This window comes from Streptomyces sp. AK010 (assembly GCF_014207295.1).
Lineage (GTDB): Bacteria > Actinomycetota > Actinomycetes > Streptomycetales > Streptomycetaceae > Streptomyces > Streptomyces massasporeus.
Genome location: NZ_JACHCX010000006.1, coordinates 223,785 through 248,812 on the forward strand (window position 1 = coordinate 223,785; position 25,028 = coordinate 248,812).

At 72.0% G+C, this 25,028-nt stretch carries 22 protein-coding genes; 10 read left to right on the forward strand and 12 right to left on the reverse strand.

From position 1 onward, the window contains the following. Positions 1–21: 21 nt before the first annotated feature. From cyc2 to HDC93_RS14365, 4 genes are all read right to left on the reverse strand, one after another. The gene (gene cyc2, locus HDC93_RS14350; protein ID WP_185010779.1) at positions 22–2,187 is read right to left on the reverse strand and encodes a germacradienol/geosmin synthase Cyc2; all 2,166 of its coding nucleotides are present in this window, start codon (positions 2,185–2,187) and stop codon (positions 22–24) included. 106 nt (positions 2,188–2,293) lie between these two features. Continuing rightward, entirely contained in the window at positions 2,294–3,484 is a 1,191-nt protein-coding gene (locus tag HDC93_RS14355) for a damage-control phosphatase ARMT1 family protein (protein WP_185010781.1), read from the reverse strand. A 55-nt stretch (positions 3,485–3,539) separates the two neighbouring features. Further along, positions 3,540–4,187: a ScbR family autoregulator-binding transcription factor gene (locus tag HDC93_RS14360; RefSeq protein WP_031109855.1), complete on the reverse strand. Its 648-nt coding sequence runs from the start codon at positions 4,185–4,187 to the stop codon at positions 3,540–3,542. Positions 4,188–4,467: 280 nt separating this feature from the next. After that, positions 4,468–6,267: a S8 family serine peptidase gene (locus HDC93_RS14365; protein WP_185010783.1), complete on the reverse strand. Its 1,800-nt coding sequence runs from the start codon at positions 6,265–6,267 to the stop codon at positions 4,468–4,470. Positions 6,268–6,628: 361 nt separating this feature from the next. Here HDC93_RS14365 and HDC93_RS14370 point away from each other — a divergent pair, with 361 nt between their 5' ends. After that, positions 6,629–7,555, forward strand: a complete 927-nt coding sequence (locus HDC93_RS14370; protein WP_185010784.1) for a lytic polysaccharide monooxygenase — start codon at positions 6,629–6,631, stop codon at positions 7,553–7,555. An 18-nt stretch (positions 7,556–7,573) separates the two neighbouring features. Here the strand turns inward: HDC93_RS14370 and HDC93_RS14375 are convergent, their stop codons facing one another. Next, positions 7,574–8,215: a Tat pathway signal sequence domain protein gene (locus HDC93_RS14375; protein WP_185010786.1), complete on the reverse strand. Its 642-nt coding sequence runs from the start codon at positions 8,213–8,215 to the stop codon at positions 7,574–7,576. 637 nt (positions 8,216–8,852) lie between these two features. Between HDC93_RS14375 and HDC93_RS14380 the strand changes: the two genes are divergently transcribed. The 3 genes from HDC93_RS14380 to HDC93_RS14390 all read left to right on the forward strand — a co-directional run bounded on the left by HDC93_RS14380 (position 8,853) and on the right by HDC93_RS14390 (position 11,355). Beyond that, positions 8,853–9,524 carry a DUF6230 family protein gene (locus HDC93_RS14380; protein WP_185010789.1) on the forward strand — a complete coding sequence of 224 codons (672 nt, stop codon included), beginning with the start codon at positions 8,853–8,855 and terminating at the stop codon, positions 9,522–9,524. Continuing rightward, positions 9,524–9,982, forward strand: a complete 459-nt coding sequence (locus HDC93_RS14385) for a DUF6114 domain-containing protein (protein ID WP_185010792.1) — start codon at positions 9,524–9,526, stop codon at positions 9,980–9,982. The genes HDC93_RS14380 and HDC93_RS14385 overlap by 1 nt, the downstream gene beginning before the upstream one ends. 128 nt (positions 9,983–10,110) lie before the next feature. Beyond that, positions 10,111–11,355: a cytochrome P450 gene (locus tag HDC93_RS14390; RefSeq protein ID WP_185010796.1), complete on the forward strand. Its 1,245-nt coding sequence runs from the start codon at positions 10,111–10,113 to the stop codon at positions 11,353–11,355. Here HDC93_RS14390 and tatA read toward each other — a convergent pair. Then, positions 11,312–11,557, reverse strand: coding sequence for a Sec-independent protein translocase subunit TatA (gene tatA / locus HDC93_RS14395; protein ID WP_185010798.1), 246 nt, complete (start codon positions 11,555–11,557; stop codon positions 11,312–11,314). The two genes, HDC93_RS14390 and tatA, sit on opposite strands and share 44 nt — an antisense overlap. Positions 11,558–11,634: 77 nt before the next feature. On the opposite strand from tatA, the gene HDC93_RS14400 reads away from it, so the two are divergent. After that, positions 11,635–13,188: an LCP family protein gene (locus HDC93_RS14400; protein ID WP_185010800.1), complete on the forward strand. Its 1,554-nt coding sequence runs from the start codon at positions 11,635–11,637 to the stop codon at positions 13,186–13,188. On the opposite strand, the gene mgtA is transcribed toward HDC93_RS14400, so the two are convergent. Both mgtA and HDC93_RS14410 read right to left on the reverse strand, forming a co-directional pair. After that, positions 13,179–15,671, reverse strand: a complete 2,493-nt coding sequence (mgtA, locus tag HDC93_RS14405) for a magnesium-translocating P-type ATPase (RefSeq protein WP_185010802.1) — start codon at positions 15,669–15,671, stop codon at positions 13,179–13,181. The genes HDC93_RS14400 and mgtA overlap by 10 nt on opposite strands. After that, on the reverse strand, positions 15,661–16,008 hold the full coding sequence (locus HDC93_RS14410) for a metalloregulator ArsR/SmtB family transcription factor (RefSeq protein WP_185011065.1): 348 nt from the start codon (positions 16,006–16,008) through the stop codon (positions 15,661–15,663). The genes mgtA and HDC93_RS14410 overlap by 11 nt, the downstream gene beginning before the upstream one ends. A 362-nt stretch (positions 16,009–16,370) precedes the next feature. Between HDC93_RS14410 and HDC93_RS14415 the strand changes: the two genes are divergently transcribed. The 5 genes from HDC93_RS14415 (at position 16,371) to HDC93_RS14435 (ending at position 21,383) form a co-directional block, all read left to right on the forward strand. Then, positions 16,371–17,375, forward strand: a complete 1,005-nt coding sequence (locus HDC93_RS14415; protein ID WP_185010804.1) for a substrate-binding domain-containing protein — start codon at positions 16,371–16,373, stop codon at positions 17,373–17,375. 191 nt (positions 17,376–17,566) lie between these two features. Next, positions 17,567–20,005 carry a nitrate- and nitrite sensing domain-containing protein gene (locus tag HDC93_RS14420; RefSeq protein ID WP_185010806.1) on the forward strand — a complete coding sequence of 813 codons (2,439 nt, stop codon included), beginning with the start codon at positions 17,567–17,569 and terminating at the stop codon, positions 20,003–20,005. Between the two features lie 14 nt (positions 20,006–20,019). Continuing rightward, a complete protein-coding gene (locus tag HDC93_RS14425; RefSeq protein WP_185010808.1) occupies positions 20,020–20,451 on the forward strand; it encodes a roadblock/LC7 domain-containing protein in 432 nt (143 codons plus the stop codon). Between the two features lies 1 nt (position 20,452). Beyond that, positions 20,453–20,812, forward strand: coding sequence for a DUF742 domain-containing protein (locus HDC93_RS14430; RefSeq protein ID WP_185010810.1), 360 nt, complete (start codon positions 20,453–20,455; stop codon positions 20,810–20,812). Next, complete coding sequence (locus tag HDC93_RS14435) at positions 20,799–21,383, forward strand: ATP/GTP-binding protein (RefSeq protein WP_185010812.1); 585 nt, start codon at positions 20,799–20,801, stop codon at positions 21,381–21,383. The genes HDC93_RS14430 and HDC93_RS14435 overlap by 14 nt, the downstream gene beginning before the upstream one ends. A 65-nt stretch (positions 21,384–21,448) precedes the next feature. Here HDC93_RS14435 and HDC93_RS14440 read toward each other — a convergent pair whose 3' ends face one another. The 4 genes from HDC93_RS14440 to HDC93_RS14455 form a co-directional block, all read right to left on the reverse strand. Next, positions 21,449–22,405 carry an ABC transporter substrate-binding protein gene (locus HDC93_RS14440; RefSeq protein ID WP_185010814.1) on the reverse strand — a complete coding sequence of 319 codons (957 nt, stop codon included), beginning with the start codon at positions 22,403–22,405 and terminating at the stop codon, positions 21,449–21,451. A 77-nt stretch (positions 22,406–22,482) separates the two neighbouring features. Continuing rightward, complete coding sequence (locus HDC93_RS14445; RefSeq protein WP_185010816.1) at positions 22,483–23,148, reverse strand: ABC transporter permease; 666 nt, start codon at positions 23,146–23,148, stop codon at positions 22,483–22,485. Continuing rightward, on the reverse strand, positions 23,145–23,849 hold the full coding sequence (locus HDC93_RS14450) for an ABC transporter permease subunit (protein WP_185010818.1): 705 nt from the start codon (positions 23,847–23,849) through the stop codon (positions 23,145–23,147). Before HDC93_RS14450 ends, HDC93_RS14445 begins: the two co-directional genes overlap by 4 nt. Beyond that, a complete protein-coding gene (locus tag HDC93_RS14455; RefSeq protein ID WP_185011067.1) occupies positions 23,846–24,970 on the reverse strand; it encodes an ABC transporter ATP-binding protein in 1,125 nt (374 codons plus the stop codon). The genes HDC93_RS14450 and HDC93_RS14455 overlap by 4 nt, the downstream gene beginning before the upstream one ends. Positions 24,971–25,028: the final 58 nt, after the last annotated feature.

Below are 25,028 nucleotides of genomic sequence, written 5' to 3' on the forward strand. Positions count from 1 at the left end.
GTCCGGCTGTAGATCTCCCCTTCAGCGCAGCGTGAGGACGGGCGCGGCCGGTGGGCGGTCCGGGAGGAAGCCGTGGGCGCGGCGGGACAGCCACTCGGCCTTGTAGCGGTCCACCGAGCGGTGCCAGTGGAGGATGCCGGACATCCAGTTCCGCAGGTCCGCCACGTACGTCGCCATCGCGGCGCGCGCCTGCTTCGTGAGCTGGAAGTCGTCGTACAGGACGGGCAGTTCGTGGTCGACGACGTGCTCGAACTGGCGCATGCGCTGGCTCATCAGGTCGTGCACGATGCCGAGCCCGGTCGGGTAGTCGCAGCCGAAGAAGGTCTGCACGACGAGGATCGCGTTGTGGATCTCGCCCTCGAACTCGATCTCCTTCTGGTACGAGAAGACGTCGTTGAGGAGGCACGCGAAGTCCATCGCGGCGTTCTCCAGGGAGCGGACCGGGCCGCTGCGGTAGACCTCGGGCGGGACGGCCGGGCCGTGTCCCATCCGGCACAGGCTCACGGTGAGGTCGGAACCGAAGGTGGCCCGGCGCATCTCCAGGTAGTCGACCGGGTCGGGCACGCGGTTCTGGATGTGGTTGGACAGCTCCCACACCCAGCTTTCGGTCATGACGTCGACGGCGCTCTTGAAAGTGCGCCGCGCCTCGGGCGTCATCCCCGCGGTGGTACGCACCCACAGGTCGGCCAGCCCGCGCTCCATGGCGTTGCCCGGGAGCGGCGGCTCCTCGCCGTCGACCGGCATGCAGGCGGACAGCCGGGCCGTGGTCAGCCGGGCGGCGGCGAGGTCACGGCGGTGGCCGTACACCAGGGGGTAGTAGTCGTCGCCGTAGGTGCCCCAGGCGAGCCACTGCGCGCTGAGGCCGAGAGCCTCGGGTGTGGCGTCCGGGTCGAGGCCGGCCGAGCAGAGGGCGAGGTCGTAGGCGCGGAGCTTGTCCTCGTCCCAGACACCCTCGGCGAGGATGCCCATCCGCTCCGCCCAGTCGCGCAGGCGGCTGCGGGCGTCGTCCAGGTGAGGGTTGAGCTGCACAGGGAACGGCATGCGGATGTCGGGGATCCGCGAAGGACCGACCTTCTGGTACGGCACGTGCGTGTGGGAGCGCAGCCGCTCGGCCCCGGCCGTCGCGAGCAGGGCGCGTACGTCGGCGGCCGAGGTGCCGATGCCGGTGCATCCCGGCCATGGGCTCCCGCCGCGCTGCGCGTTCTCGTTCATGTAGCGGCTGGAGCGCAGATGCCATTCGTGGCCGCCGGACTGCCAGTCCTGCAGTCCCTTCGTGTACGCCGCGACGGCCGCGACTTCGTCCGGCCGGAGCCCCTTCTCCAGGGCCACCGCGGGCACTTCCGTGAACGCCGTGTGCTCGAACTGGTGGAGGCGGGAGGTGAGGACGTCGTTGACGATGTCGGCGGCCTCCTGGGTGGTGCAGCCGAAGAAGGTCTCCAGGACGAGCACGCCGTTGCTGTTCTCCCCCTCGTCCTCGACCTCGCGCTGGTAGGAGAACAGGTCGTTGCGCAGGTGCACGGCGTCGGAGAACGTCTCCATCAGCACCCTGAGCGGCCTGGTCCCGGCGACGGCGGCGGGCACTTCGGCGGTCGCGTACTCCACGAGCCCCGCGGACCAGGGGGCGCCGCCGACCTTGCGGCGCATCTCGATGTACTCGACGGGGTTGGCGATCCGCCCCTCGTCGATGTTGGACAGCTCCCACATCGACTCGTTGAGGAGGTGCTCGGTGGCCGTGGCGAAGCGGCGGCGCCAGCCCTCGGACATCACCGGCACCGTGCGCGCCCACAGGTCGGCGAGGCCCGCCTCGACCGGGTTGTGCGGCTCCGGCACGGGAGTCGACAGGTCCAGCGGCATGAACAGCGGCAGCCGGTCCAGGTGCGCCTTGCCCGCGGCGCGGTCCTGGGTGCGCTTGTACATCTCCAGGAAGTGGTCGTCGAAGAAGAAGACCCACACGTACCAGTCGGTGATGAGGGAGAGGGCGGGGCCGTCGCAGTCGGGGTGGGTGTACGCGCAGAGCAGGCCGTAGTCATGGGCGTCCAGGTCGGCCTGCTCCCAGACGCCGGACCCCTCCAGCATGCCCATCTCGCGCGCCCACGCGGTCGAATGGGCCCGGGCCTCCTCGACATGCGGGTTCAGCCGCGCGGGGTGCGGCAGGTAGAAGTGCGGGAGTGTGAACGGCTGCGTCATGGCCGGGGCCCTACCCGGCGCCCCGCGGCGGCATCCGCGGGGCGGGACATGATCACACCATCGTGTGAATCGAACCTGAACGCAGGCGTGGTGGGGGTGACTTGACCTAGCCGGGGACCCTGACCTGGATCAGCGCGTGCGTGCCGCTGGTGCGCCAGCGCCGGCCCTCCGCCGCGTCCAGGGCGGCCTCGGTCTGCGCGTCGAGGCCGGTGATCACGTCGGACTTCAGGGTGCGCAGGGCGGCGACCGGGCCGGGGAAGTGGGCGGTGACGTCGGCGAACGGCGTGGTCGGAGCCCACAGCCGGTCGCCGGCCAGGCGGCGGTAGTTGAGGTCGCCCTTCACGATCGTGAGGGTGGCCGAGGCGCATTCGTCGCGCAGGTCGCCGGGCATCTCCTCGTAGGGCAGCGGGGCGCTGGAGAAGGGGTGGGCGCGCAGTGTGAGGCGGCCGTCGGCGAGGGCGGACCACAGCTGCCCGCCGTACGCGGCGGCCGCTCCCCCGGCACCGGTCAGCCGGCGCAGGGCGTCGACGACGTCGGCGGTGGTCGCGTCGGAGACGTAGTAGGGGTACGGCTTGACGTGCAGGACCGCCCGTCCGATGCGGCCGCTGTGCAGGAGGTGGGCGATGAGGAGGAGATCCGGGACGAGTTCGCGGCCCGCGTTGTCGGCGACCAGGCACAGCGTGCCGGTCCCCGGCCCGGTGGTGTCGAGCAGGGACCAGAGCCGGTCGCTGTCGTCGGCGACCAGACCGGGCGCGGCGTCCGCGGCCCGTGCGCCTTCGGCGGAGAGGCGGAAGCCGAGGTCGGCCCGGTTGCCCCAGAGGGAGCCGTGCAGCAGGGCCTGGGCCTGTTCGGCGGCGGGCCGGGTGGCGAGGTCGTCGAGGGCGGCGAGTTCCTCACCGGTCTCGGCGGAGTCGAGTTCGGCGAGCTTGAAGGGGCGGAAGGGGTCGATGCCCTGCCAGGGGCCCGGGCCGAAGTAGCCCACGGCCTGGAGCAGTCGGCGGTAGAACCAGCTCTCGGACCAGAGCCACGGCACGTCGAACCAGGACCGGCCGGTGTACTCGGGCAGCCCCCAGGTCTCCCAGAGGTCCCGGTCGTGCGCGTCGGCGGGGAGGGGTTCGATCTCGCCCTCGGTGCACTCGGCGAGCAGTTCGTCCAGGGCGCGGTGCTGCGCGGGTTCGTACGGGAAGGCCTCGCGGACCTGCTTGATGATCGCGGGGTGCCGCTCGGCCAGCACACTGTGGGGGAACGAGCCCGGCTGGTTGCCGAGGAGCAGGGGCGCGGAGGGGGTGTCGGGCATGGGCCACACCGTAACGCGCGTGCCCCTGGCACGGGCCGAGCCGCCCGCTCTCCGGTCACACGGGGGCGATCTCCCGCTCCAGACGCGCCGCCAGGCTCAGATAGCGGGCCCGGCGGGTCACCGGGACCAGGCCACGGATGAGTATGTTCCACATCTCGGCCGTCCGGCGGGGCTGGCGGGCGACGGGCTCGCGGGAGCGGCCCACGACGCGGGTGCCGACGAAGAAGCAGACCAACGAGTGGGCCACGACGTCGATGTCGATGTCCGGGTGGACGTCGGACTCCTTGACCGCGCCGACGAGCCGGGCCGTGACGATGTCCAGCCACTCGGTGAACGGGTGGCTCAGGGGCGGCCGGGGGCGGATCCCGCCGGTGGCGAGGCGCAGGCCGGCCCGCAGCACCGGGTCCTCGACGGACATGCGGGTGATGCCGAACGTGAGGCGCATCAGCGCCTCGAAGGAGGTGTGGCCGCGGTTGTCGGTCTCCGTCGCCAGCCGTCGAGCGGTGTGCGACTGGAGCTCGAGGATCGCGTGGGCGAGATCCTCCTTCGCCGCGAAGTGGAAGTACAGGGCGCCCTTGGTGACGTGCGCGTGTTCCACGATGTCGCTGAGACTGGTCGATTCGTAGCCGCGACGGTCGAACAGGTCAGCGGCGGCCGTGATGATCGTCGAGCGGGTCTGCTCGGCTCGCAACTGCCTCGCCATCGGCTGAACTCTCCCGGGACGGAAATGAACGGGTCATGCCGTTTGTTTTTACCCCCCGTACACGATAACTCACCCTGAGACGGCACTCATCACACCAGTGTGCCGGAGTGCGGGTGCACATCCGGCAAAACAAGCGCAACTGATGAAAGAAAACAGCGCGTTCGGTATCTATCCGTGGGGGATGTGGGGCCAGACGTAAAGGCGGGCCGGCCGGTGCCCCATCCGCACCGGCCGGCCCGCCCGCTTGTGGCCTGCCTCGTTCAGCGTTCCCGCAGGAGGATCAGAAGGTCAGCTTCCAGCCGTTGAGCGTGCCCGTGTCCTGGGCCGCGGTGTCCTGGACGCGCAGCTTCCAGGTGCCGTTGGCCGCCTCAGCGGAGGCGTTCACCGTGTAGGTGGTGTTCACGTTGTCGGCGGAGTCCGACGCGGCGGACTTCAGGCGGTACGTCGACCCGTCCGGGGCGACCAGGTCGATGACGAGGTCGCCGCGGTAGGTGTGGGTGATGTCGACGCCGACCTGGAGGGCCGAGGGGGCGTTGCCGCTGCGGCCGGTGACGCTGATCGGCGACTCGATCGCGGCGCCGTTGTCCGGGATGGCGACGGCGGTGGTGCTGGAGAACGTCGTGCCGGTGGACGTGCCGCCCTTCACGGCCTGGACCGTCTTGGCGGCGTCCGCGAGGCCCGCGCCGCAGCCGCCGGAGCAGGTGCCGGGCAGGGCACGGGCGTTGGCCTTGATGGCCGACTCGATCTGCGCCGGGGTGAGGGCGGAGTTGGCCGACTTCATCAGCGCGGCGAGGCCCGCGATGTGCGGGGTGGCCATGCTGGTGCCCTGGTAGTAGTCGTAGTTCTCGCTCGACGGCGTCTTCGTGCCGGAGTTCAGCGTGGAGAGGATGCCGTTGGCGGTGGAGGTGCGGGTCTCTCCGCCGGGGGCGGCGATGTCGACGAGCGAGCCGTAGTTGGAGTACGAGGCCCGGCTGCCGGAGCGGTTGGTAGCGGCGACCGCGATGACGTTGTTGCAGTTCGCCGGGGAGGCGTTCGAGACGTTCTGGTTCTCGTTGCCGGCCGCGACGACGACCGAGGTACCGCGGCTCACGGCGCCGTTGATGGCGCTCTGGGTGGCGGTGGAGCAGGCGCCGCCCCCGCCGAGGCTCATGTTGATGACCTTGGCGACGTTGGTGTTGGCGGGCACGCCGGAGACGCTGCCGCCGGACGCCCAGGTGATGGCGTCGATGATGTCGGAGTCGTAGCCGCCGCACTTGCCGAGGACGCGGACCGGGGAGATCTTCGCGCCGTGGGCGATACCGGCGACACCCTTGCCGTTGTTGGTGGCGGCGGCGATGGTGCCGGCCACGTGCGTGCCGTGCCAGGAGGAGTCGGAGGCCGGGATGCCCGCGCCGCACTCGTTGGCGTTGTACCAGTCGCCCGGGTCGGCCGGGTTGCTGTCACGGCCGTTGCCGTCGACGGAGACGGCGGTGTCGGAGATGAAGTCGTAGCCGCCGACGATGTTCGCGGCCAGGTCGGAGTGGGTGACGTAACCGGTGTCGATGACGGCGACGGTCACGCCGTTGCCGGTGGTGGTGTCCCAGGCGCCGGGGACGTTCATGCCCGCGGTCGACTCGAACAGGTCCCACTGCTTGCTGTACTCGGTGTCGTTCGGGGTGACGGCCGTCGGCTTGTTCAGGCGGTCCGGGACGACGTAGGCGACCTGCGGGTCGGCCTTGTACTGGGCGACGACGTCGGAGACGGAGGCACGGGTGGGGTCGGTGCCCAGCTCGACGAGGGCGGCGCCGGTGCCGAGGCGGCGCTGGAAGTGGATGTCCTCGCCGGTCTTCTCGGCCTTGGACTCGGCGTCGGCGGCCGCCGCCTTGTTGGACGTGGCCTCGGTGGCGCCGGACTTGTAGCCGACGATGAGGCGCTCGGCCTGGATGCCGGGGGCGGCTTCGGTCTGCGCGGCCGGCACGGCGGCCGGGCGGGGGGCGGCCTCCTGGGCGACGGCGACCGAGGCGGGGACCGCGGTCAGCAGGGCGGCGGAGACTGCGGCGACGGATATCAGCTTCCGTCTGAGCTCTGGGGAGGTACGCACGGTCGTTGCCTTTCGTGGCCGGACTCCGGGCTGCACGGAGCGGCGGTGGACTCGCTTCGTCGTCGAAGCGCAGGGGGGTGGTTCGAAAAGCGAAGAGCGACGCGATGGCCGGCCAGGCGTGGAGTGGGAGCGGACCCGTTCGGGGTTACCTGTGGGTCAGCAGTGCTCGAACGATAGGCAAAGGGAAGGTCAGCGGGATACGGGGGAAACCCTCGATCCGGCTGGAATCCCACCCTCTATGGCGGGCGGTTGAGCGCTCAATAACCCCTTTTCGAGCAGGTCGTGGCGTGATGAACGCGTCGGGCCGTTTTTCCGTACTGCACTACCGAACGTGCCGCCCCGGGCCGAGGAGAGCAGCCGGATGCCCCGTACGACCGCACACCGCGCCGCACTCGCGGCCGCCCTCGTGCCCCCCTTGCTGCTGCCGCTGTGGGCGGCGGGGCCGGCGCGGGCGCACGGGGCCCCGACGGACCCGGTGAGCCGGGTGGTGGCCTGTTCCCCGGAGGGTGGCGAGCGCGCGGGCACGGCCGCGTGCCGTGCGGCCGTCGCCGCGAACGGCGCGCCCTTCACGGCGTGGGACAACCTGCGGGTGGCCAACGTCGGCGGCCGGGACCGGGAGGTCGTCCCGGACGGGAAGCTGTGCAGCGGGGGACTGCCCGCCTACCGGGGCCTCGATCTCGCCCGCGCCGACTGGCCGTCGACCCGGATGACGCCCGGCGCGACACTGACGATGCGGTACGTCTCGACGATCCCGCACACCGGCACGTTCCGGATGTATCTGACGAAGCCCGGCTACGACCCGGCCGGGCCGCTGAACTGGTCCGACCTGCCCGAGAAGCCGTTCGCCACGGTGACGGACCCGGCACTGACGGGCGGCGCGTACCTGATCCGGGTCACGCTGCCGTCCGACCGGAGCGGGCGGCAGGTGCTGTACACGGTCTGGCAGAACAGCAGCACGCCGGACACCTATTACTCGTGTTCGGACGTGGTGTTCCCGGAGGCGAAGCAGGAGCAGCCCGAGGAGAAGGAGCCCGAGCGGGCGAAGGAGAAGGAGCCCGAGCGGAAGAAGCCCGAGCGGAAGGCCGAGCCGGAGAAGGAGGAGCCGGCGGCGAGCGCTGCCGTGGACGACTCCCCCGGCCCGCGGCCTCGGGGTGGCGACGAGACGCCCCTGGCCGGTACGTCCGGTCCGGCCTCCGGCCCGTCCGCGCCCGTGCTGGCGGGCGGCGCCGCGGCGGTGCTGCTGCTCACCGGCGGCGCCGCCCTGGCCGTACGACTACGGCGACGCTGAACTACCGTGCCTCAGCGACTAGTTGACGCTGACGGCGAGGCCGCCCTTGGTCACCGGGGCGTACTTGGCGGTGAAGAAGGCGCTGGCGAAGCAGAGCGACGAGCCGGACACCTTGGTGAACTGCTGGTTGGCGAAGGAGATGCTGTTGTCGGCGTTGCTCGCCGTGCCGCTCAGGCCGGGGGCCTGGTAGACGCAGGTGATGGTGCCGAGCAGGGTGCGCAGCTTGACCGTGGACTGGACGGTGGAGCCCGCCGCCGGGGTCACGGAGACGGTGCCGCCGGAGGACACGCTGGTGGTGTAGGGCAGGTTGTCGACGGTGATGCCGCTGACGCCGAGCACCCCGACGACGTTGGTGGTACAGCCGCTGGTGTCGAAGCTGTGCTTGGTCAGGGTCTCGGTGGCGGTGCCGGGGGCGGCCGGGTTGTCGGTGACGGTGGCGGAGAACGCCGACTTGGTGCAGGAGATGCCGCTGGTGCCGGTCGCGCTGGAGTAGAAGGTGGCGGCGGTGCCGCTCGCCAGGGACGCGTCGAGGACGTCGCCGACCGCGACTGCCGCGCCGTCGGTGGTGGTCAGGACGGGGGTGTCGGCCGCGGAGGCGGGGGCGGCGAGGCCCAGGGCGGCGACGGCGGCGGTGAGGGTGAGGAGGGTGCGCGTACGCATGCGGGTGTACCTCTTTCCATAGCGGGGGGGTGAGGGGGTGGGGGGTGCGCCGGGCGTCCGCCGTTGCGGCTCGTCACGCCTTCTCCGTAGGTGACGGGCCGGCAACGCCAGGCCGGCACCGGCCGGAGGCTCACACGGGAAGCGGCCTCCGGCCGGGCCGGGCGGGGGGTGGCTGGTGGCACGGCTCCGGGGAAGGCGGCCATGCCGCGCGGGGGGACTCTGGCGTGGAAAGCCCGTGCCGACGCACCGGGCGACGAGATGCCCGTACCGGGACGGGCGGGTCCGGGACGCATGGACGTGCCGCGTGGCGGATCCGGCGCCACGGATCCGGTGGGACGAGGAGAGTTGTAGACCTGCGCCTCCGTCAACGTCAAGCCTTCGCAAGGGAGTTGTGCGCGAGCTGAGCCTTTCGGGAGAGGGGCGACTCACCAGCGGCGCACAACGAACACTCTTTGTTCACACTTCCCTTGACCCTTCATGTAACCGCCGGTAACTTCACCGATGGCTACTGCGGCGTAACGAGAAAGCCCTTGCAACCGCCGGGAGTTGCGGGGAGACGTACGCACGCGGTCGATGTCCGCGCCAGGGCAACGTGCCACCGAAGTCCGATCCGCACCGACACCCACCTGGAGCCGACATGACCTCCTCCGCCGAGCACACCCCCGAAAGACCGGACGGCGCCGCCGCCCCGGACGCCGGCGCCGCTCCCGCGCGACGCGGGCGGGTCCGGGCGCGCCGGGCCGCGGTGATGGCGGTGCCGGCCACCCTGGCCGCCGCGGGCCTCGCGGTCCTCACCGCCCAGGGAGCGCTGGGCGTGCAGTTCGCCATCTCCGGCATGCCGTTCACGGTCACCGCCACCGAGCTGAACGGCACCGGCTTCGCACAGTTCGGCGGCCTGGACGAGATGGCCGAGGGCAGCCCCAACGCGGGTGACACCGGCGGTCAGGTGCTGGTCGTCACGTCCGTGATCAAGAACGCGACGCTCTCCAAGCTGTGCCAGAGCGTGGACCTGGGCGGCACGAACCTGGTCATCAGGGCGGGTGAGGGGTCGCAGAAGGTCCGCGCCAGCGACCTGACGACCGACTCGACCGAGCTGACCGGCGACGCCGCGTTCAACAACATCGAGATCGGCAACGACGCCAGCACGCTGGACAAGGCAGGGCCGAACGGCCGGGGGCCGAAGGGCGTGTTCAGTCAGCAGTCCGACACCGTGCACATCGCCAACCTGCGGCAGACCAACTACGCCACGACCGCCGGCGTGTTCAAGCTGCCGGGTCTGAAGCTGGGCTTCAGCGGATCGGGTTGCTGATGTCGCGCGGTCCGCGCGAGGGAGTCCGGCCCGCCTTCCGACAGTGGCGGGCCGGCCGCCCGTTCTGGGGCGGGCTGCTGCTCGCCCTCGGCGGAGTGGAGGTCCTGCTCACGCTGAAGGCGTCGCTGGACGTCATCCTGCACGTCGGCATGCAGGGACTGGCCGGCTATCTGCTGCCGGCCGTGATGCTGCTGTGCGGCGTGCTGATCCTCTTCAACCCCGCCCAGCGCCTGTTCTACTCGGTCATCGGGGTACTGGTCTCCCTGGGCACCTGGCTGACCTCCAACCTGGGCGGCTTCTTCATCGGCCTGCTCCTGGGCATGGCCGGCAGCTGCCTCGCCTTCGGCTGGCTCCCGGACCAGGAACCCCGCGTCAGCCGCAGGCGGCGCCGGAAGGAGGCCCAGGCCGCCAAGGCCGTGGCACGGCCTCTGGAGCGGGAGGCCGGCCGGACCGCCTGAATCAGGCCAGTGCCCCTTTGCCCCCCCCTGGCGCGGCCCGGTCGCGGCCACTTGGCTGGACGTGTCGCGCGCTCGCTCGCCGGGCGTCCGCGCGCTGTGCGAACGGCCGTCAGCCCAGGGAGAGTCCGATGCAGTTCAGCCGCCCGATGGTGATCGACCCGACCGGCCGCGACATCCACGGTGAGGCCGCCCAAATCCGTGAGCGCGGACCCGTCACGCCCGTCGAACTCCCCCACGGTGTCCCGGCCTGGGCGGTCAGCAGCGCGCCGCTTCTGAAGCGGCTGCTCACCGACCCGCGGGTGTCGAAGGACCCACGCCGGCACTGGCAGCGCTGGATCGACGGCGAGGTCTCACCGGACTGGCCGCTGTACACCTGGGTCGCGGTGCAGAACATGTTCACGGCGTACGGCACCGAGCACAAACGCCTGCGCGTCCTCGTCTCCAAGGCGTTCACCGCCCGCCGCACCGCCGCGCTGCGCCCTCGGATCGAGGAGATCACCGCGGCGCTCCTCGACCGCGTCGCCAAGGCGGGGGCCGACGGCCACGCGGTCGATCTGCGGGAGGAGTTCTGCTATCCGCTGCCCATCCAGGTCATCGGCGAACTGCTCGGACTGCCGCAGGAGTTGGGCGCCGAGCTGCGGGTCGTGGTGGACGGCGTCTTCCACACCTCGGCCGGCCCGGCCGAAGTCGCCGACAACTACGCGCGGTTCTACGCCGTCCTCGGCGAACTGGTCGCCGCGAAGCGGGCGGCGCCCGGTGACGACCTGACCTCCGCGCTGATCTCGGCCCGCGAGGAGGGCGGCGGCACACGGCTCAGCGAGCAGGAGCTGCTCGACACGCTGATACTCGTCATCAGCGCCGGTCACGAGACGACGGTCAACCTGCCCGACAACGCCGTCCACGCGCTGCTCGGCCATCCCGCCCAGCTCGCGCTCGTCCTCGGCGGGCAGGCCTCCTGGGACGACGTCATCGAGGAGACGCTGCGGGCCGAGGCGCCGGTGGCCAGCCTGCCGCTGCGGTACGCGGTCGAGGACCTGCCCCTCGGCGAACTGGGCGGGCCGGACGGTGTGGTGATCCGCAAGGGAGAGGCGATCCTCGCCGCGTACGCCGCCGCCGGACGCGATCCGGAGCAGCACGGCCCGGACGCCGCCGTCTTCGACGTCACCCGGGCTTCGAAGGATCATCTGGCCTTCGGGTACGGCGTCCACCCTTGCCTGGGCGCCCCGCTCGGCCGGCTGGAGGCGCGGGTGGCCCTGCCCGCGCTCTTCGAACGGTTCCAAGGCCTGGCTCTAGCCGTGCCGGGTGAGAGGCTGCCGCCGGTGGACTCCTTCATCTCGCACGGCCATCGGTCGCTGGCGGTTCTGACGGGCTGACGGGCGGCGCGGCGGGCGCCGTGTGCCGGGAGTCCGGCTCCCCGGCGCCCTCCTCCTTCAGGGCCTTGGCCTCGCTCTTGAGGATCCGCATCGAGCGGCCCAGCGATCGCGCCGTGTCGGGCAGCTTCTTCGATCCGAACAGCACGATCACGACGATCGCCACGATCAGCAGATGCCAGGGCTCCAGTCCGTTGCGCAGCACGTCATGCCCTCCCTCTCGTCAACAGTTGCTACATTGCGCAACTGTACAACCCCCGGGCGAGAGGCAAGCAGACGCCGATGACGGTCACCAGCAATCGGAGGACGGACCCGCCGCGGCACCGGAGCGGGGGCGCCGCCCACGGCAGCAGAGGCGCGCCCCGGGCCCGCAGGCGCCGGCGCGAGCGCCGACGCGGCCGGGGCATACGCACCGCCCTCCTGGTCGGGCTCGCCCTGCTCGTGCTCGCCGCGGGCGGTGCCGGCTGGCTCTATCTGAAGCTGGACGGCGACATCAGCACCTTCGACTCCGGCGGGCTCTCCGACAACCGCCCCGACGCCGCCGCGTCGAAGGGCGAGAACGTCCTGGTCATCGGCTCCGACACCCGCACCGGCGGCAACAACGCGCTGGGCGGCGGCGAGAAGGACGACGTCGGCCGCTCCGACACCGCCTTCCTGCTGCACGTCTACGCCGACCACCGGCACGCGATCGCCGTCTCCATCCCCCGCGACACACTGGTGACCATCCCGCCCTGCAAGCTGCCCGACGGCACATGGACCACGGCGCAGCCCAACACGATGTTCAACGCGGCGTACTCGGTCGGCCGGACCACCGCGGGCAACCCGGCCTGCACCCAGAACACGGTCGAGCAGCTCTCCGGGCTGCGCGTCGACCACACCGTCGTCGTCGACTTCAAGGGCTTCGCGGAGCTGACGGACGTGGTGGGCGGGGTGAGGGTGTGCCTGCCGCAGAACGTCTACGAGAACGATCTCGACCCGCATCTCACCGCCCCGGGCAAGCTGCTCTTTCCCAAGGGCGAGCAGACCGTGTCGGGGCAGAAGGCGCTGGACTACGTCCGGATCCGGCACGGCATCGGCGACGGCTCCGACATCGGCCGGATCAAACGCCAGCAGGCCTTCGTGGCGAGCCTGTTGAAGGAGGTCAAGAGCAAGGGCCTCACTCCGACGCGGCTGTTGCCGCTGGCCGACGCCGCCACGAAGTCGCTCACCGTCGACCCCGGCCTCGGCTCCGCCGGCAAACTGATCTCCTTCGCGATGTCCCTGAAGGACATCGACCTGCACAACACCAAGTTCGTCACCCTGCCCTGGCGCTACGAGGGCTCCCGGGTGGCGATCGTCCAGCCGGACGCGGACGCCCTGTGGGCCGCGCTCAGGTCCGACCGCACGATCGACGGGGGGAACGCCGGCGGGAAGAAGAACGAAACCGCTGGTTCCGCAGCTTCCGCCTCCCCCACGCCCGTCTCCGGTGAGGGCATCGACGTCGCCGTGTACAACGGCACCGCCGTCCCCGGCCTTGCCACCCGCGCCGCCGCGACCCTCACCGGGGCCGGCTTCACCGTCACCGGCACGGCCACGGCGACCGACCAGGAGCACCCGACCACGCTCGTCGAGTACGGGCCGGGCCTGGAGGACCGCGCCAGGACCGCGGCACGGGCCTTCCCCGGGGCCGAGCTCCGGTCGGTGACCGGCGGTGGGATCAGCGTCGTGCTCGGGCAGGCCTACGCGGACGGCCCGGCCGCGTCCGCGTCCCCGGCGCCGACCGCCGTGCCGTCCGAGGTCGCCGACGGGGCCCGCTCCGCGGACGACGACCCCTGCTCGAACCTCACCTACGGCTGACGCCGCCGCTGCCGGGCCCGGGCCGCCGTCAGGGCCAGGGCGTACACGCCGAGGACGACGGCCGGCAGCAGGTAGTACGCGGCGGGCAGAGCGGTCATGCCGAGGGCCGAACCGAGGGGGCTCGGCGGCAGCAGCAGGCCGACGGCGGCGAGGCCGGCCGCCGCCAGGCCGACCGGGCCCGGCGCGCGGCCCGGTCCCTCGCGCCGGCCGGTGCGCAGGAGCAGCATGACCGCGGCCTGGGTGAGCAGGTTCTCGGTGAACCAGGCGGAGTGGAACACGGCCTCGTCGTCCACGGCGTCGGGGCCGTTCAGCGCGAGGGCGAGCACGGCGAAGGTGGCCAGGTCGGCGAGCGCGTTGAGCATCCCGAAACCGATGGCGAAACGGAGGAAGGAGCGCGGCCTCAGCACCGCGGGTCCGCGCAGGGCCGCCGCGCCGGGACGGTCGTGGGCGAAGGCGAGCTGGGCAGCGTCGAAGCACAGGTTCTGCGCGAGCACCTGGGCCGGGAGCATGGGCAGGAAGGGCAGGAGAAGTCCGGCGCCGAGCATGGCGACGACGTTGCCCAGGTTCGAGGAGAGCGTGACGCGCAGGTACGAGGCGATGTTGCCGCTCGCGTGCCGGCCGGCCGTGATCGCGTGGCCGATCGCCGTGAGGTCCTTGTCGGCGAGCACGACGTCGGCGCTCTCCCGGGCGACGCCGACGGCGGAGCGGGGCGCGATACCCACGTCGGCGGCGCGCAGCGCGGCCACGTCGTTCACACCGTCGCCGAGGAAGCCGACGGTGTGCCCGGCGGCGCGCAGGGCGGTGACGACGCGGGCCTTGTCCTCGGGGGTGCAGCGGGCGACGACCGCCGCCTCGCCGGGGCCGTCGGCCAGTTCGGCGGCGGTGCGCACCTCGCCCGGGTCCAGACCGAGATCCCGGCAGGCCCGGGCCGCCGTGGCGGGGTGGTCGCCGGTGAGGACCTTCACGGTGACGCCGCGGTCGGCCAGGGCGCGCAACGCCTCGGCGGCGGTGGGGGCGAGGGCGTCCCGGAAGGTCACCAGGCCCCGGAAGGCCAGGCCCCGGGCGTGGGACGTGCGGGCGCCGGCGGGACGGTCGGCGGTGGCGACGGCCAGGACCCGCAGACCGGCGTCCGCCTCCCGGGCGGCGAGCGCGAGCAGCCGGTCGTGTTCGCCGGGCGGCGTCGCGCAGCGTTCCAGGACGGACTCCGCGGCCCCGGTGACGACGACGGTGTGCCGCCCGAGTTCGCCTCGGACCACCGCCGTCGCGATCCGCCGCACGGGGTCGAACGGCACGGCGTCCACCCCGTCGTACTCCTCGCCCACCGCCCCGGCCGCCTCCAGCAGGGCCTCGTCAAGGGCGTCGGGGGCGGGCAGTTCGGCCAGCTGGAGGGTCCACCAGGCGCCGACGGCGGCCCAGCGCAGCACTTCGGGGTCGTCCCGGCCGTCCGGGCCGAGGGCCTTCTCGACGACCGGACGGTCCTGGGTGAGGGTGCCGGTCTTGTCGACGCACAGCACGTCGACCGCGCCCAGGTCGTGCAGCGCGGGCAGGCGCTTGACGATCACGGCGTGCGCGCGGGCGAGGAGGGTGGCGCCCCGGGCGAGGCAGGTCGTGACGATCACCGGCAGCATCTCGGGGGTCAGCCCGACGGCGACCGCGACGGCGAAGGGCAGTGTCTCCAGGCCGCGGTCGCGCAGGGTCGCGTTCGCCATCAGCACCAGCGGCGGCGTCAGCAGCATGAACCGGATCAGCACCCAGGAGATGCCGTGCACGGACCGGTCGAAGGCCCCGCCCGCCCGGGGCGCCTCGGGCACCCGGTGAGCGGCGGCGAACCGGGTGCCGGTCCCGGTCGCGACCACCACGGCGGTGGCACCGCCCGAGGCGACCGTGCTGCCCTGGAAGCAGAGCCGGTGCTCATCGGGGGCGTCGTCGTCGACCGCCCGCTTCGCCACCGGCGCCGACTCCCCGGTCAGCGCGCCCTGGTGCACCGTGAGCCCGCGGGCCCGCAGCAGCCGTACGTCCGCCGGGACCAGGTCGCCGGGGCCGAGCCGGAGTACGTCGCCGGGGACCAGTTCGGCGACCGGCACCTCCCGGGGCTCCGGCGGCTCGGCGGGGCCGGGGCGCCGCAGCACCGTGGCGGTGCCTGCGACCAGTTCGCGCAGGGCGGCCAGGGACCGGTCGGCCCGGTGCTCCCCGCTCGCCCGCAGCACACAGCTGACCGCGACCAGGGCGAGGATCACCATGGCGGTGCCCCAGGAGGCGACGGCGGCAGACACCAGGCCGAGGCAGAGCAGGACGGCGGTGAAGGGGTCGCGCAGGGCGCCCGCGCACCGGCGGGGCCAGGACGGGGTGCGGCGGTCCGGCAGCGTGTTCTCGCCGACGGCGGCGAGCCGGGTGGCGGCCTCCGATTCGGTCAGCCCCCGGGGACCCGACTCCAGCCGCCGCAGCACCTCCAGGGTGGTGCCTTCGGCGGTCTCAGAGGCCATGGAGGCGACGGCGCTGCGGTGCGGCGCGGTCGGTGAGCCGGTCGACGAGGAGCCGTACGACCTCGACGACGTCGGGGTCGTCGACGTAGTACACCTGGCGGCGGCCCTCGCGGCGGGAGCGCACGAGTCCGGCCAGCTTCAGCTTGGTGAGGTGCTGGCTGACCGCGGGCAGGGCGCCGCCGACCCGTTCGGCGAGCCCGGTCACGTCGCTCTCGCCCTGGGCCAGCGCCCAGACGATGTGCAGGCGGGCGGGCGAGGCCAGCAGGCCGAAGGCCGCGGCTGCCCGGGCGAGCACGTCCTCGGAGGGGTCCTCGAAACCACCGCCGGCTGCCGCCACCGTCACCGCCCCTTCCTTCGCCTGCCTCGCCCTGCGCGCCGCCCCAGTCTAGGCGGGCCCGAAGGGCCCCCCGCGGGGGGCATTTCCTCCGCCGTCGAGCCGGCCGGCGGGCACCGGCCGAACCGCACGGACGGTACGGAAAGCCGAGGTGAGAGTGTCCGCGACGCCCCGTTGTCCGACCGGCCGGACAGGTCATCACAATGCGGCAGCGCCAACTCACGGCATGTGGCTGCTCACTTGACGACCGGTGGTCACACACGATTGGCTCCGGGCCAGCGAGAGTCATGCGTCCGGTGCATCCTGCGCCCCCGCCTGCACTCTCACCCTGCTCTTGCTCGGCCGCACAGCGAGGTCCGCCCCTCATGAACACTTCTCCCCCGCCGCACATCTCCGTGAGACGCACCCGTGTCGCGGCGCTGGCCTTTGCCCTGTGCCTGCTGGTGTCCGGCTGCTCCGTGTTCGGAGCCGCCGACGACACGGCGGACGCGGCGGGCGGGTCCGGCGGCGGGATGAAGGTCACCCTGGTGACGCACGGCGGCAAGGGCGACGCCTTCTGGGACCTGGTGCGCAGGGGCGCCGAGGCGGCGGCCGCCAAGGACGGCATCGACCTGACGTACGTCGGTGACGCGGACCCGGCCGCGCAGGCCGATCTGGTGCGGGACGCGGTCCGCGACAAGGCCGACGGCATCGCGGTGACCCTGGCCAAGCCGGCGGCGATGCGCGGTCCGGTCGCCCAGGCCAAGGCGGCCGGCATTCCGGTCGTCGGGCTCAACTCCGGTATCGACGCCTGGCGCCCGACCGGGCTCCTGGAGTACTTCGGCCAGGACGAGTCCGTCGCGGGCCGGGCCGTCGGCGACAAGCTGGACGGCCTCAAGGCCGAGCACGCCCTGTGCGTGGTGCACGAGCGCGGCAACGTCGCGCTGGAGGCCCGCTGCGCGGGGGTGCGCAAGACCTTCCGCGGCGACACCGACAACCTGTACGTGGACGGCACCGACCCGGACGCGGTGACCGCCACGATCGCCGCCCGGCTGCGGCAGGACTCGAGCATCGACGAGGTCGTCACCAACGGCGCCCAGTTCGCGCTGAGCGCGGTCGAGGCCGTGCGGCGGTCCGGCAGCCGGGCGAAGGTCGCCACCTTCGACCTGAACAAGGACCTGGTCGAGGCGGTCAGGGACGGTGACGTGCAGTTCGCCGTGGACCAGCAGCCGTACCTGCAGGGCTACCTCGCCGTGGACGCCCTGTGGCTGTACCGGACCAACGGCAACGTCAGCGGCGGCGGAACGGCCCCGGTGCTCACCGGACCCGCCTTCGTGACGAGGTCGAACGTGTCCGCCGTGGCACGGTTCGCGGCCGCCGGAACCCGGTGACCGGAGACTTCCTGTGACGGTGTCGCCAAAGATTCGGTCAGGCCCGGTCCGCACGCCCACTTGTACGGATAACATCCTGCCCATCCCATCTGCCGTGCCGGGGACGGCACCACCCCCGCCCCCGTCCCCCACACCCCCCGACCGCTCCGCCTCCCCGCTCCTCACCCCCCGCTGATCGCCCTAGGACGACGATGTCTCGACGGACAGGTGCCCGGCGCCGTCTCGGTTCCATACGCCTCTCCCTGGTGCTCCTGGCCCTCGTGCCCAGCGTCACCCTCGCCGCGATGTGGGGCGTGACGACGATCCAGATGTTCTCGGAGGGCCTCAGGCTGCGCGACCAGACGGACCTCAGCCGGTCGACCGGCGCCATGGGCACCGATACGACGCTGGCGCTGCAGCGGGAGCGCAGCCTCTCGGCCGCCTGGCTGGCCACTCCGAAGGGCTCGCGGGCCGCCCTCGACACGCAGCGCGCTCAGACCGACAAGGCGGTCGCCGAGCTGGTCGGGCAGGCGGACGCGATCGAGAAGGCGCCCTCCCGCATATCCGACCGGCTGTACTCGGTGCTGGGCTCGGTGGGCAGCCTGGAGTACTACCGGGACCAGGTGGACAACCCGACCGACATCACCGCGCAGCAGGCGCTGGACCAGTACTCGTCGATCATCGACGACCAGATCCACGCCTTCCAGGAGCTGTCACAGGTCGACGACGGCGACCTCACCTCGCAGGCCGGCCCGCTGGTCGGTCTGGAGCACGCGGCGGAGCTGGTCTCCCAGGAGGACGCGCAGCTGACGCTGGCCTGGCCGACCGGGCACCTGGACGACAAGGCGTGGACGCAGTTCACGGAGCTGGTGAGCACCCGGCGCTGGCTGGTCCAGGACCAGGTCGTGCCGCAGCTTACGGGCGACGCCAAGGCGCAGACCGAGCGGATCCTGGCGAGCCGCGAGTGGCAGACGCTGCAGTCCGTCGAGGACAGAGTGCTGGCCTCGCGCAACGCGAGCGCCTCCGCCGACCGGATCGCCCTGCCGGACGCGCAGAAGCAGTGGTCCGCCGCCATGGACACGCTGTCCCAGCAGTACACGGGCCTCATCGAGCGGCAGACGGCGGACTTGCTGGAGCGCAGTGCCGACAACGCCGACGCCCTGCTGCTCAAGGCGGCGCTGCTGAGCACCGGCGGGCTGCTCGCGCTGCTGCTGTGCGTGGGCATGTCGTGGCGCATCACCCGCTCGCTGTCCCGGCGGCTGCGCGGCCTGCGCCGGGCCGCCGTCAGCCTCGCGCAGGAGCGGCTGCCCGACGTGGTGGCACGGCTGGACCGGGGCGAGACGGTCGACCCGGAGTCGGCGACGCCCGAGCTGGACTACGGCCATGACGAACTCGGCCAGGTGGCCCGGGCGTTCAACACCGCCCAGCGCACGGCCGTGCACACCGCGGTCGAACTCGCCGACACCCGGCGCGGCTTCCAGAAGATCATCCTGGGCATTGCCCGGCAGAGCCAGAACCTGGTCAACCTCCAGCTGAGCAAGCTCGACACGCTGGAGCGCGAGCACACCGACCCCGACATCCTCAAGGGCCTGTACGAACTGGACTCCACGGCCAGCCAGTTGCGCCGCTACGAGGAGAACCTCGTCATCGTCAGCGGCGAACGGCCCGGCCGCAGCTGGAGCGAGCCCGTCGCCCTCATGGACATCCTGCGCAGCGCGGTCGGGGAGGTCGCCGAGTACCAGCGGGTGGAGGTGCTCACCGAGGAGGAGGTGTACGTCGCGCCGCCCGCGGTCGCCGACGTCATCCACCTGCTGGCCGAGCTCATCGACAACGCGACCGCGTACTCCCCCGCCCCGAGCCCCGTCACGGTACGGGCCGGGATGGTGGCCAAGGGCCTGGCCGTCGAGGTCGAGGACCGCGGCCTCGGCATGTCGGAGGAGGACTACATGTCCTTCAACGAACAGCTGGCGGTGCCCCCGCAGTTCGACGTGGTGGCGCTCGCCGGCGACCTGCGCCTCGGCATGTTCGTGATCGGCCGGCTGGCCCACCGGCACGGCATCACCGTCACCCTGCGCTCGTCGCCGTACGGCGGGACCACGGCGATCGTGCTGATCCCGCACGAGATCGTGGTGCGGGAGAGCGCGGACGGCGGGGCGAAGGACGGCGACACCCCGGAGGGCGGGCTGGTGGCGGCGGACGGACGGGGTGCGCTGGACGCCGAGCCGAGCGGGTCGCCGGAGCGCGCCGACGCGCGGGGGACGACCGGAGAGAAGTCGGAAGGAGGACCCGAAGAACGCGCCGCCGGGTCCGCCCGCGAGCTCCGGCCCCTCGTCACGGCCCGCACCGCCTCCGCCGCCCCGTCCGCCCCGCGCGAGGTCGTCCCCCGCCGGGACGGTCTCGCCCCGCTCCCCCGCCGGGTGCCGCAGACCAGCCTGGTGGAGGAGTTGCGCGAGGAGTCCGCGCCCGCCGAGGACGACGGTTCCTTCGACGACTTCACCGCGGAGGCCGCCGCGTCCTCCCTGGCAGGCTTCCAGCGCGGCACGCTCCGGGCCCGTGACGACGACGCCGAGCCGCCCCACGACGAGGAGGTGGCCGCCGTACCCCGGCAGGCCGCCGGCCCCGTCCCCTCGACTCCGCCCGCAGACCGCTGACGAAGGACACCCCCATGACACGCCCCATCCCCGCCACGCACACCCAGCTCGACCAGTTGCTGACCGGTCTCGTGGAGCGCGTCGCCGACGTGCACCAGGCCGTGGTGCTCTCCGAGGACGGTCTGGTGGTCAGCAAGTCCACCGGCTTCCTGCGCGACGACGCCGAGCGGCTCGCGGCGACCGCGTCGGGGCTGATGAGCCTCAGCAAGGGCGTCAGCATGGACTTCCGGGGCGGTCCGGTGCGCCAGGCGCTCATCGAGATGGCCCACAGCTATCTGATCCTGACCTCCGCCGGTCCCGGTGCGCATCTGGTCGTGCTGACCGGGCCGGGCGCGGACGTCGGGGTGGTGGCGTACCAGATGAACATGCTGGTCAAGAAGATCGGCGAGCACCTGAGCGCGGCACCGCGGGGCATGGCCGGCCCCGTCGTCGATCCCGGCGTGTGAGGTGGAAGCAGGTGACCCGGCGGGGCGGCTCGTCAGGCCGTTCGCTCTGACCGGTGGTCGGACCCGGCCCAGCCGCGCCGACTTCACGCTCATCTCGACGGTCACGGCGGTCGATCCGCCGCCCGTCACGGCGGCCCGGTGCCAGCCCGAGCACTCCCGGATCCTCCGGCTGTGCGCGGAGCCCGTCGCCGTGGCGGAGCTGGCCGCCCGGCTCGACCTGCCGGTGAGTGTGGTCGTCATCCTGCTGTGCGACCTGCTGGAGGCGGGCCGCATCACCGTCCGCCCGCCGCGCCTCGTCTCCCGTACGACTCCGGACCTGGACCTGCTGCAGAAAGTGAGGGACGGCCTTGGCCGGCTCTGACCTTGCCACTGACGCGTCTTCGGCACCCGACGCGGTCAAGATCCTCATCGCCGGGGGCTTCGGCGTCGGCAAGACCACCATGGTCGGGTCGGTCAGCGAGATCGTCCCGCTGCGCACCGAGGAACCCCTGACCATGGCCGGTCTGGGCGTCGACGACCTCGACGGCATCGAGGAGAAGCGGTCCACCACGGTGGCCCTGGACTTCGGCCGGATCACCATCAGCCGGGAACTGGTGCTGTACCTGTTCGGCACGCCGGGGCAGCAGCGGTTCTGGTTCATGTGGAACGACCTGGCGCTCGGCGCGCTCGGCGCGGTGGTCCTGGTCGACGTGCGCCGGCCCGAGTCCAGCTTCGCGGCGATCGACTTCTTCGAGCGCCGGGGCATCCCGTTCGTCGTCGGGGTCAACGGCTTCCACGGCGAACACCCGTACCCGCCGGAGGACATCAGGGAGGCGCTCGCGGTGCCGGAGCACGTGCGGGTGCTGCTGTGCGACGCCCGGGACCGGGAGTCGTGCCGGGACGTGCTGATCGCCCTGATCGACCAGCTGATCGCGTCGGCGGTGCAGGCGTAGGGGCCGCCGCCGCCGATACCGGCCCGGGCGGTTCCCGCCGCCCGGGTCCGGTGGTCAGCGGCCCGTCAGTTCAGGCCCGCCGACTTCAGCCACGCCGTCGCCACGTCCAGCGGGTCCTTCTTCTCCAGCTGCACCTGCGCGTCGAGTTCCAGGAGCGTCTCGGTGTCCAGCTTGGCGGAGACCGCGTCGAGTGCGTCGACGCCCTTCTGCGGGAGGCCGCTCTTGTTGACCAGCGGCGTCACGTTGGCGAACCCGAAGAGGTTCTCCGGGTCCTTCAGGACGACGAACTTCTCCTTCACGATGGTCGGGTCCGTGGTGAAGATGTCCGCGGCCTGGACGGTGTTCCTGGTCAGCGCCGCCTGGGTCAGCGGGCCGCCCGCGTCGAGCGCCTTGAAGGACTTGAACTCCAGGCCGTACACGGACTTCAGGCCCTTGAGGCCCTGCTGCCGGGTCTGGAACTCGGGGGAACCGCCGATCACCAGGTCCGGGGCGGCCTCCTTGAGGTCCGCGAGGGTGGAGGAGGAGGTGAGCTTGTACTTCTTCGCGGTCTCGGCGTTGACGCTGACCGAGTCCTTGTCCTCGGCCGGCGACGACTGGAGCAGGGTCAGCTTCTTGTCCAGCTTGGCCTTGACGGCCGTGTTCACCGCCTCGGCGGACTTCTGCTCGGCCTTGGGGTCCAAGTAGGCGAGCAGCGAGCCGTTGTACTCCGGCAGCACGGTGACGGAGCCGTTCTTCATCAGCCCGTACGTCGTCTCACGGCTGCCTATGTTGTGCTTGTACGAGACCTTGAGGCCCTTGGCCTTGAGTGCCTCGCCGTAGATGTCGGCGAGCAGGGTGCTTTCGGCGAAGTTGTTGGAGCCGACGACGACGGTGCCGGCCTTCGCCTTCTCGCCCGCCAGGGGGTTGTCGGAGGGGTCGCCGGACGAACAGCCCGCGAGCAGCGCCGCAGCGGCGGTGAGCGCGACGGCCGCCGCGCTGGTGTGCCTCGTCCTGGACCTGCTGCTCTTCGCGGTAGAAGTCATTCAACGATCCAATCCAGCGGCTTTGTGATCAGTCAAGAGCGTGCTGATCACGGTTTGTCACAGACCCGGGCCGGGTCTCAGCGTCTGCGTACCCCCGGCGACACGGCCACCCTGCCCGCCGCCCAGAACAGCGCCAGTGTGACGAGGGCCAGGACGGCCACCAGGGTGGCGCCGCCGACGACCTTCTCGTAGTCGCGCTGGTAGAGCCCGTCGACGATGTAGCGGCCGAGGCCGCCCAGGCTGACGTACGCGGCGATGGTGGCCGTCGAGACGATCTGGATGGCCGCCGAGCGCAGTCCGCTCAGGATCAGCGGCAGCGCGACCGGCAGTTCGACCCGGAAGAGGATCCGCGACTCGTGCATGCCCATGCCGCGCGCGGCGTCCACCGGGGACGGGTCGACGGTGCGGACCGCTTCGTAGGTCGTGACCAGGATCGGCGGCACGGCGAGGACGACCAGGGGGATCATCACGGGCAGCAGGCCGAAGCCCATCATGATGACGATCAGCACCAGCAGGCCGAAACTGGGCAGCGCGCGGGCGGCGGTTGCGATGAACGCCAGGGCGTTGCCGCCCTTGCCGGTGTGTCCGGTCAGCAGGCCGACGGGCAGGCCGATCGCGGCGGCCAGGGCCAGGGCCAGGGCCGAGTACTGGACGTGTTCGAGCAGGCGTTGCGGAATGCCGTCATAGCCGTGCCAGTGGGCGCTGTCGCTGAAGAAGGCGTCGACGAAGTTCAGTACGTTCACCGGGTCACGTCCTGGGGGGCGGGCAGCTGCCGGCGCGTGCTCGGCTTCGGGCGCCTGCGGGTGCCGTTCGGCATCCACGGGGTCAGCACGACGCGGAGCAGCACCAGCAGGGCGTCGCACAGGATGGCCAGGACGGCGGTCGTGATCACGGAGTTCACGGCCAGCTCGGGGCGGTCGTACTTCTGCGCGTCGGCGAGCAGGTTGCCGAGGGCGCCCTGGTTGCCGATGAGGGTGCCGACGCTGACCAGGGAGATGCTGGAGACGGTGGCGACCCGGAGCCCGGCGATGATGGCGGGCACGGCGATCGGCAACTGCACCTGCGCGTAACGGCGTACGGGCCCGAACCCCATGGCGGTGGCCGCGGCCAGGGTCTCCTGCGGCACGGACCGCACCCCGTCGACGATGGCCGGGACGAGCACCACGAGGCTGTAGACGGCCAGCGGGATCATCACGGTCAGCTCGGTCTGGCCGGTGTAGTCGATGAGGACCACGAAAAAGGCCAGCGACGGGACGGCGTAGAGGATGGTGGTCGCGCCGAGCACCGGCGGGTACAGCCAGCGGAAGCGGACACAGAGCTGGGCGAGCGGCAGCGCGAGCAGCAGCCCGGCCAGGACGGGCAGCAGGGCCTCGCGCAGATGCAGTCCGATCAGGCCGGCGTAGCTGTGCTGGAGGTCGCTCGGGATGTCGAAGAAGTCGTTCACGACGCGACCTTGGCTGCGTCGGTGTGGCCGGCGGCGTGGGCGCTGCGGATGGCCTCGCCGATGGTCTGCTGCGCGACCACGCCCGTCACCCGGCCGGTGTCGTCCACGGCGACGGCCCAGCCGGACGGGGAGAGCACGGCGCAGTCGAGGGCGGCCCGCAGGGAGTCGGTGCCGGGGACGAAGGGCCGGCCGTGCGGCCGGAGCCTGCCGGGGTCGATGGCGCCCGCCGTCAGCTCCTCCGGCTCGGCCCAGCCGAGGGGCCGTCCCCCGGCGTCGGTCACCAGGAGCCAGTCGGCGCCGGAGGCGGTGATCTGCTCGGCGGTGGCGTCCACCGGGATCACCGGGCCGGTCGTCAGCAGGAGTTCGGCGGAGGGGAAGAACGACAGCCGCCGGATGCCTCGGTCGGCTCCGAGGAAGTCCTCGACGAAGGCGTCGGCTGGGTTGGACAGCAGCTCGGCCGGGGGCGCGTACTGGGCGAGGCGACCGCCCTCGCGCATCACGGCGACCATCGTGCCGAGTTTGATCGCCTCGTCGATGTCGTGGGTGACGAAGACGATGATCTTGCCCAACTCGCCCTGGATGCGCAGCAGTTCGTCCTGGAGTCCCTTGCGCACCACCGGGTCGACCGCGGAGAACGGTTCGTCCATGAGCAGCACGGGCGGGTCGGCCGCGAGCGCCCGGGCCACACCGACGCGCTGCTGCTGGCCGCCGGAGAGTTGGTACGGGTACCGCTTGGCGAGCGCGGCGTCGAGGCCGACGCGCTCCATCAGCTCGGCCGCCCGGGCCCGGGCCTTCTGCTTGCCCCAGCCGAGCACGCGGGGCACGGTGGCGATGTTGTCGAGGATCGTGCGGTGCTGGAAGAGGCCGGCGTTCTGGATGACGTACCCCATGGACCGGCGCAGGGTGGTGACGGGGCGGCGCTGGATGTCCTCGCCGTCGAGGAGGATCGTTCCCTCACTCGGTTCGACCATCCTGTTGATCATCCGCAGGGTGGTGGTCTTGCCGCAGCCCGAGGGTCCGACGAGGACGGTGATCGAGCGGTCGGGTATCTCCAGGGACAGCCGGTCGACAGCCACCGTGCCGTCCGGGTAGCGCTTGGTGACTGATTCGATCCGTATCAAGGCGCCGGAGCCCTTCGGGTTGGCGGAAGCGATGGCCATGGTCGTACGGGCTGTGTCC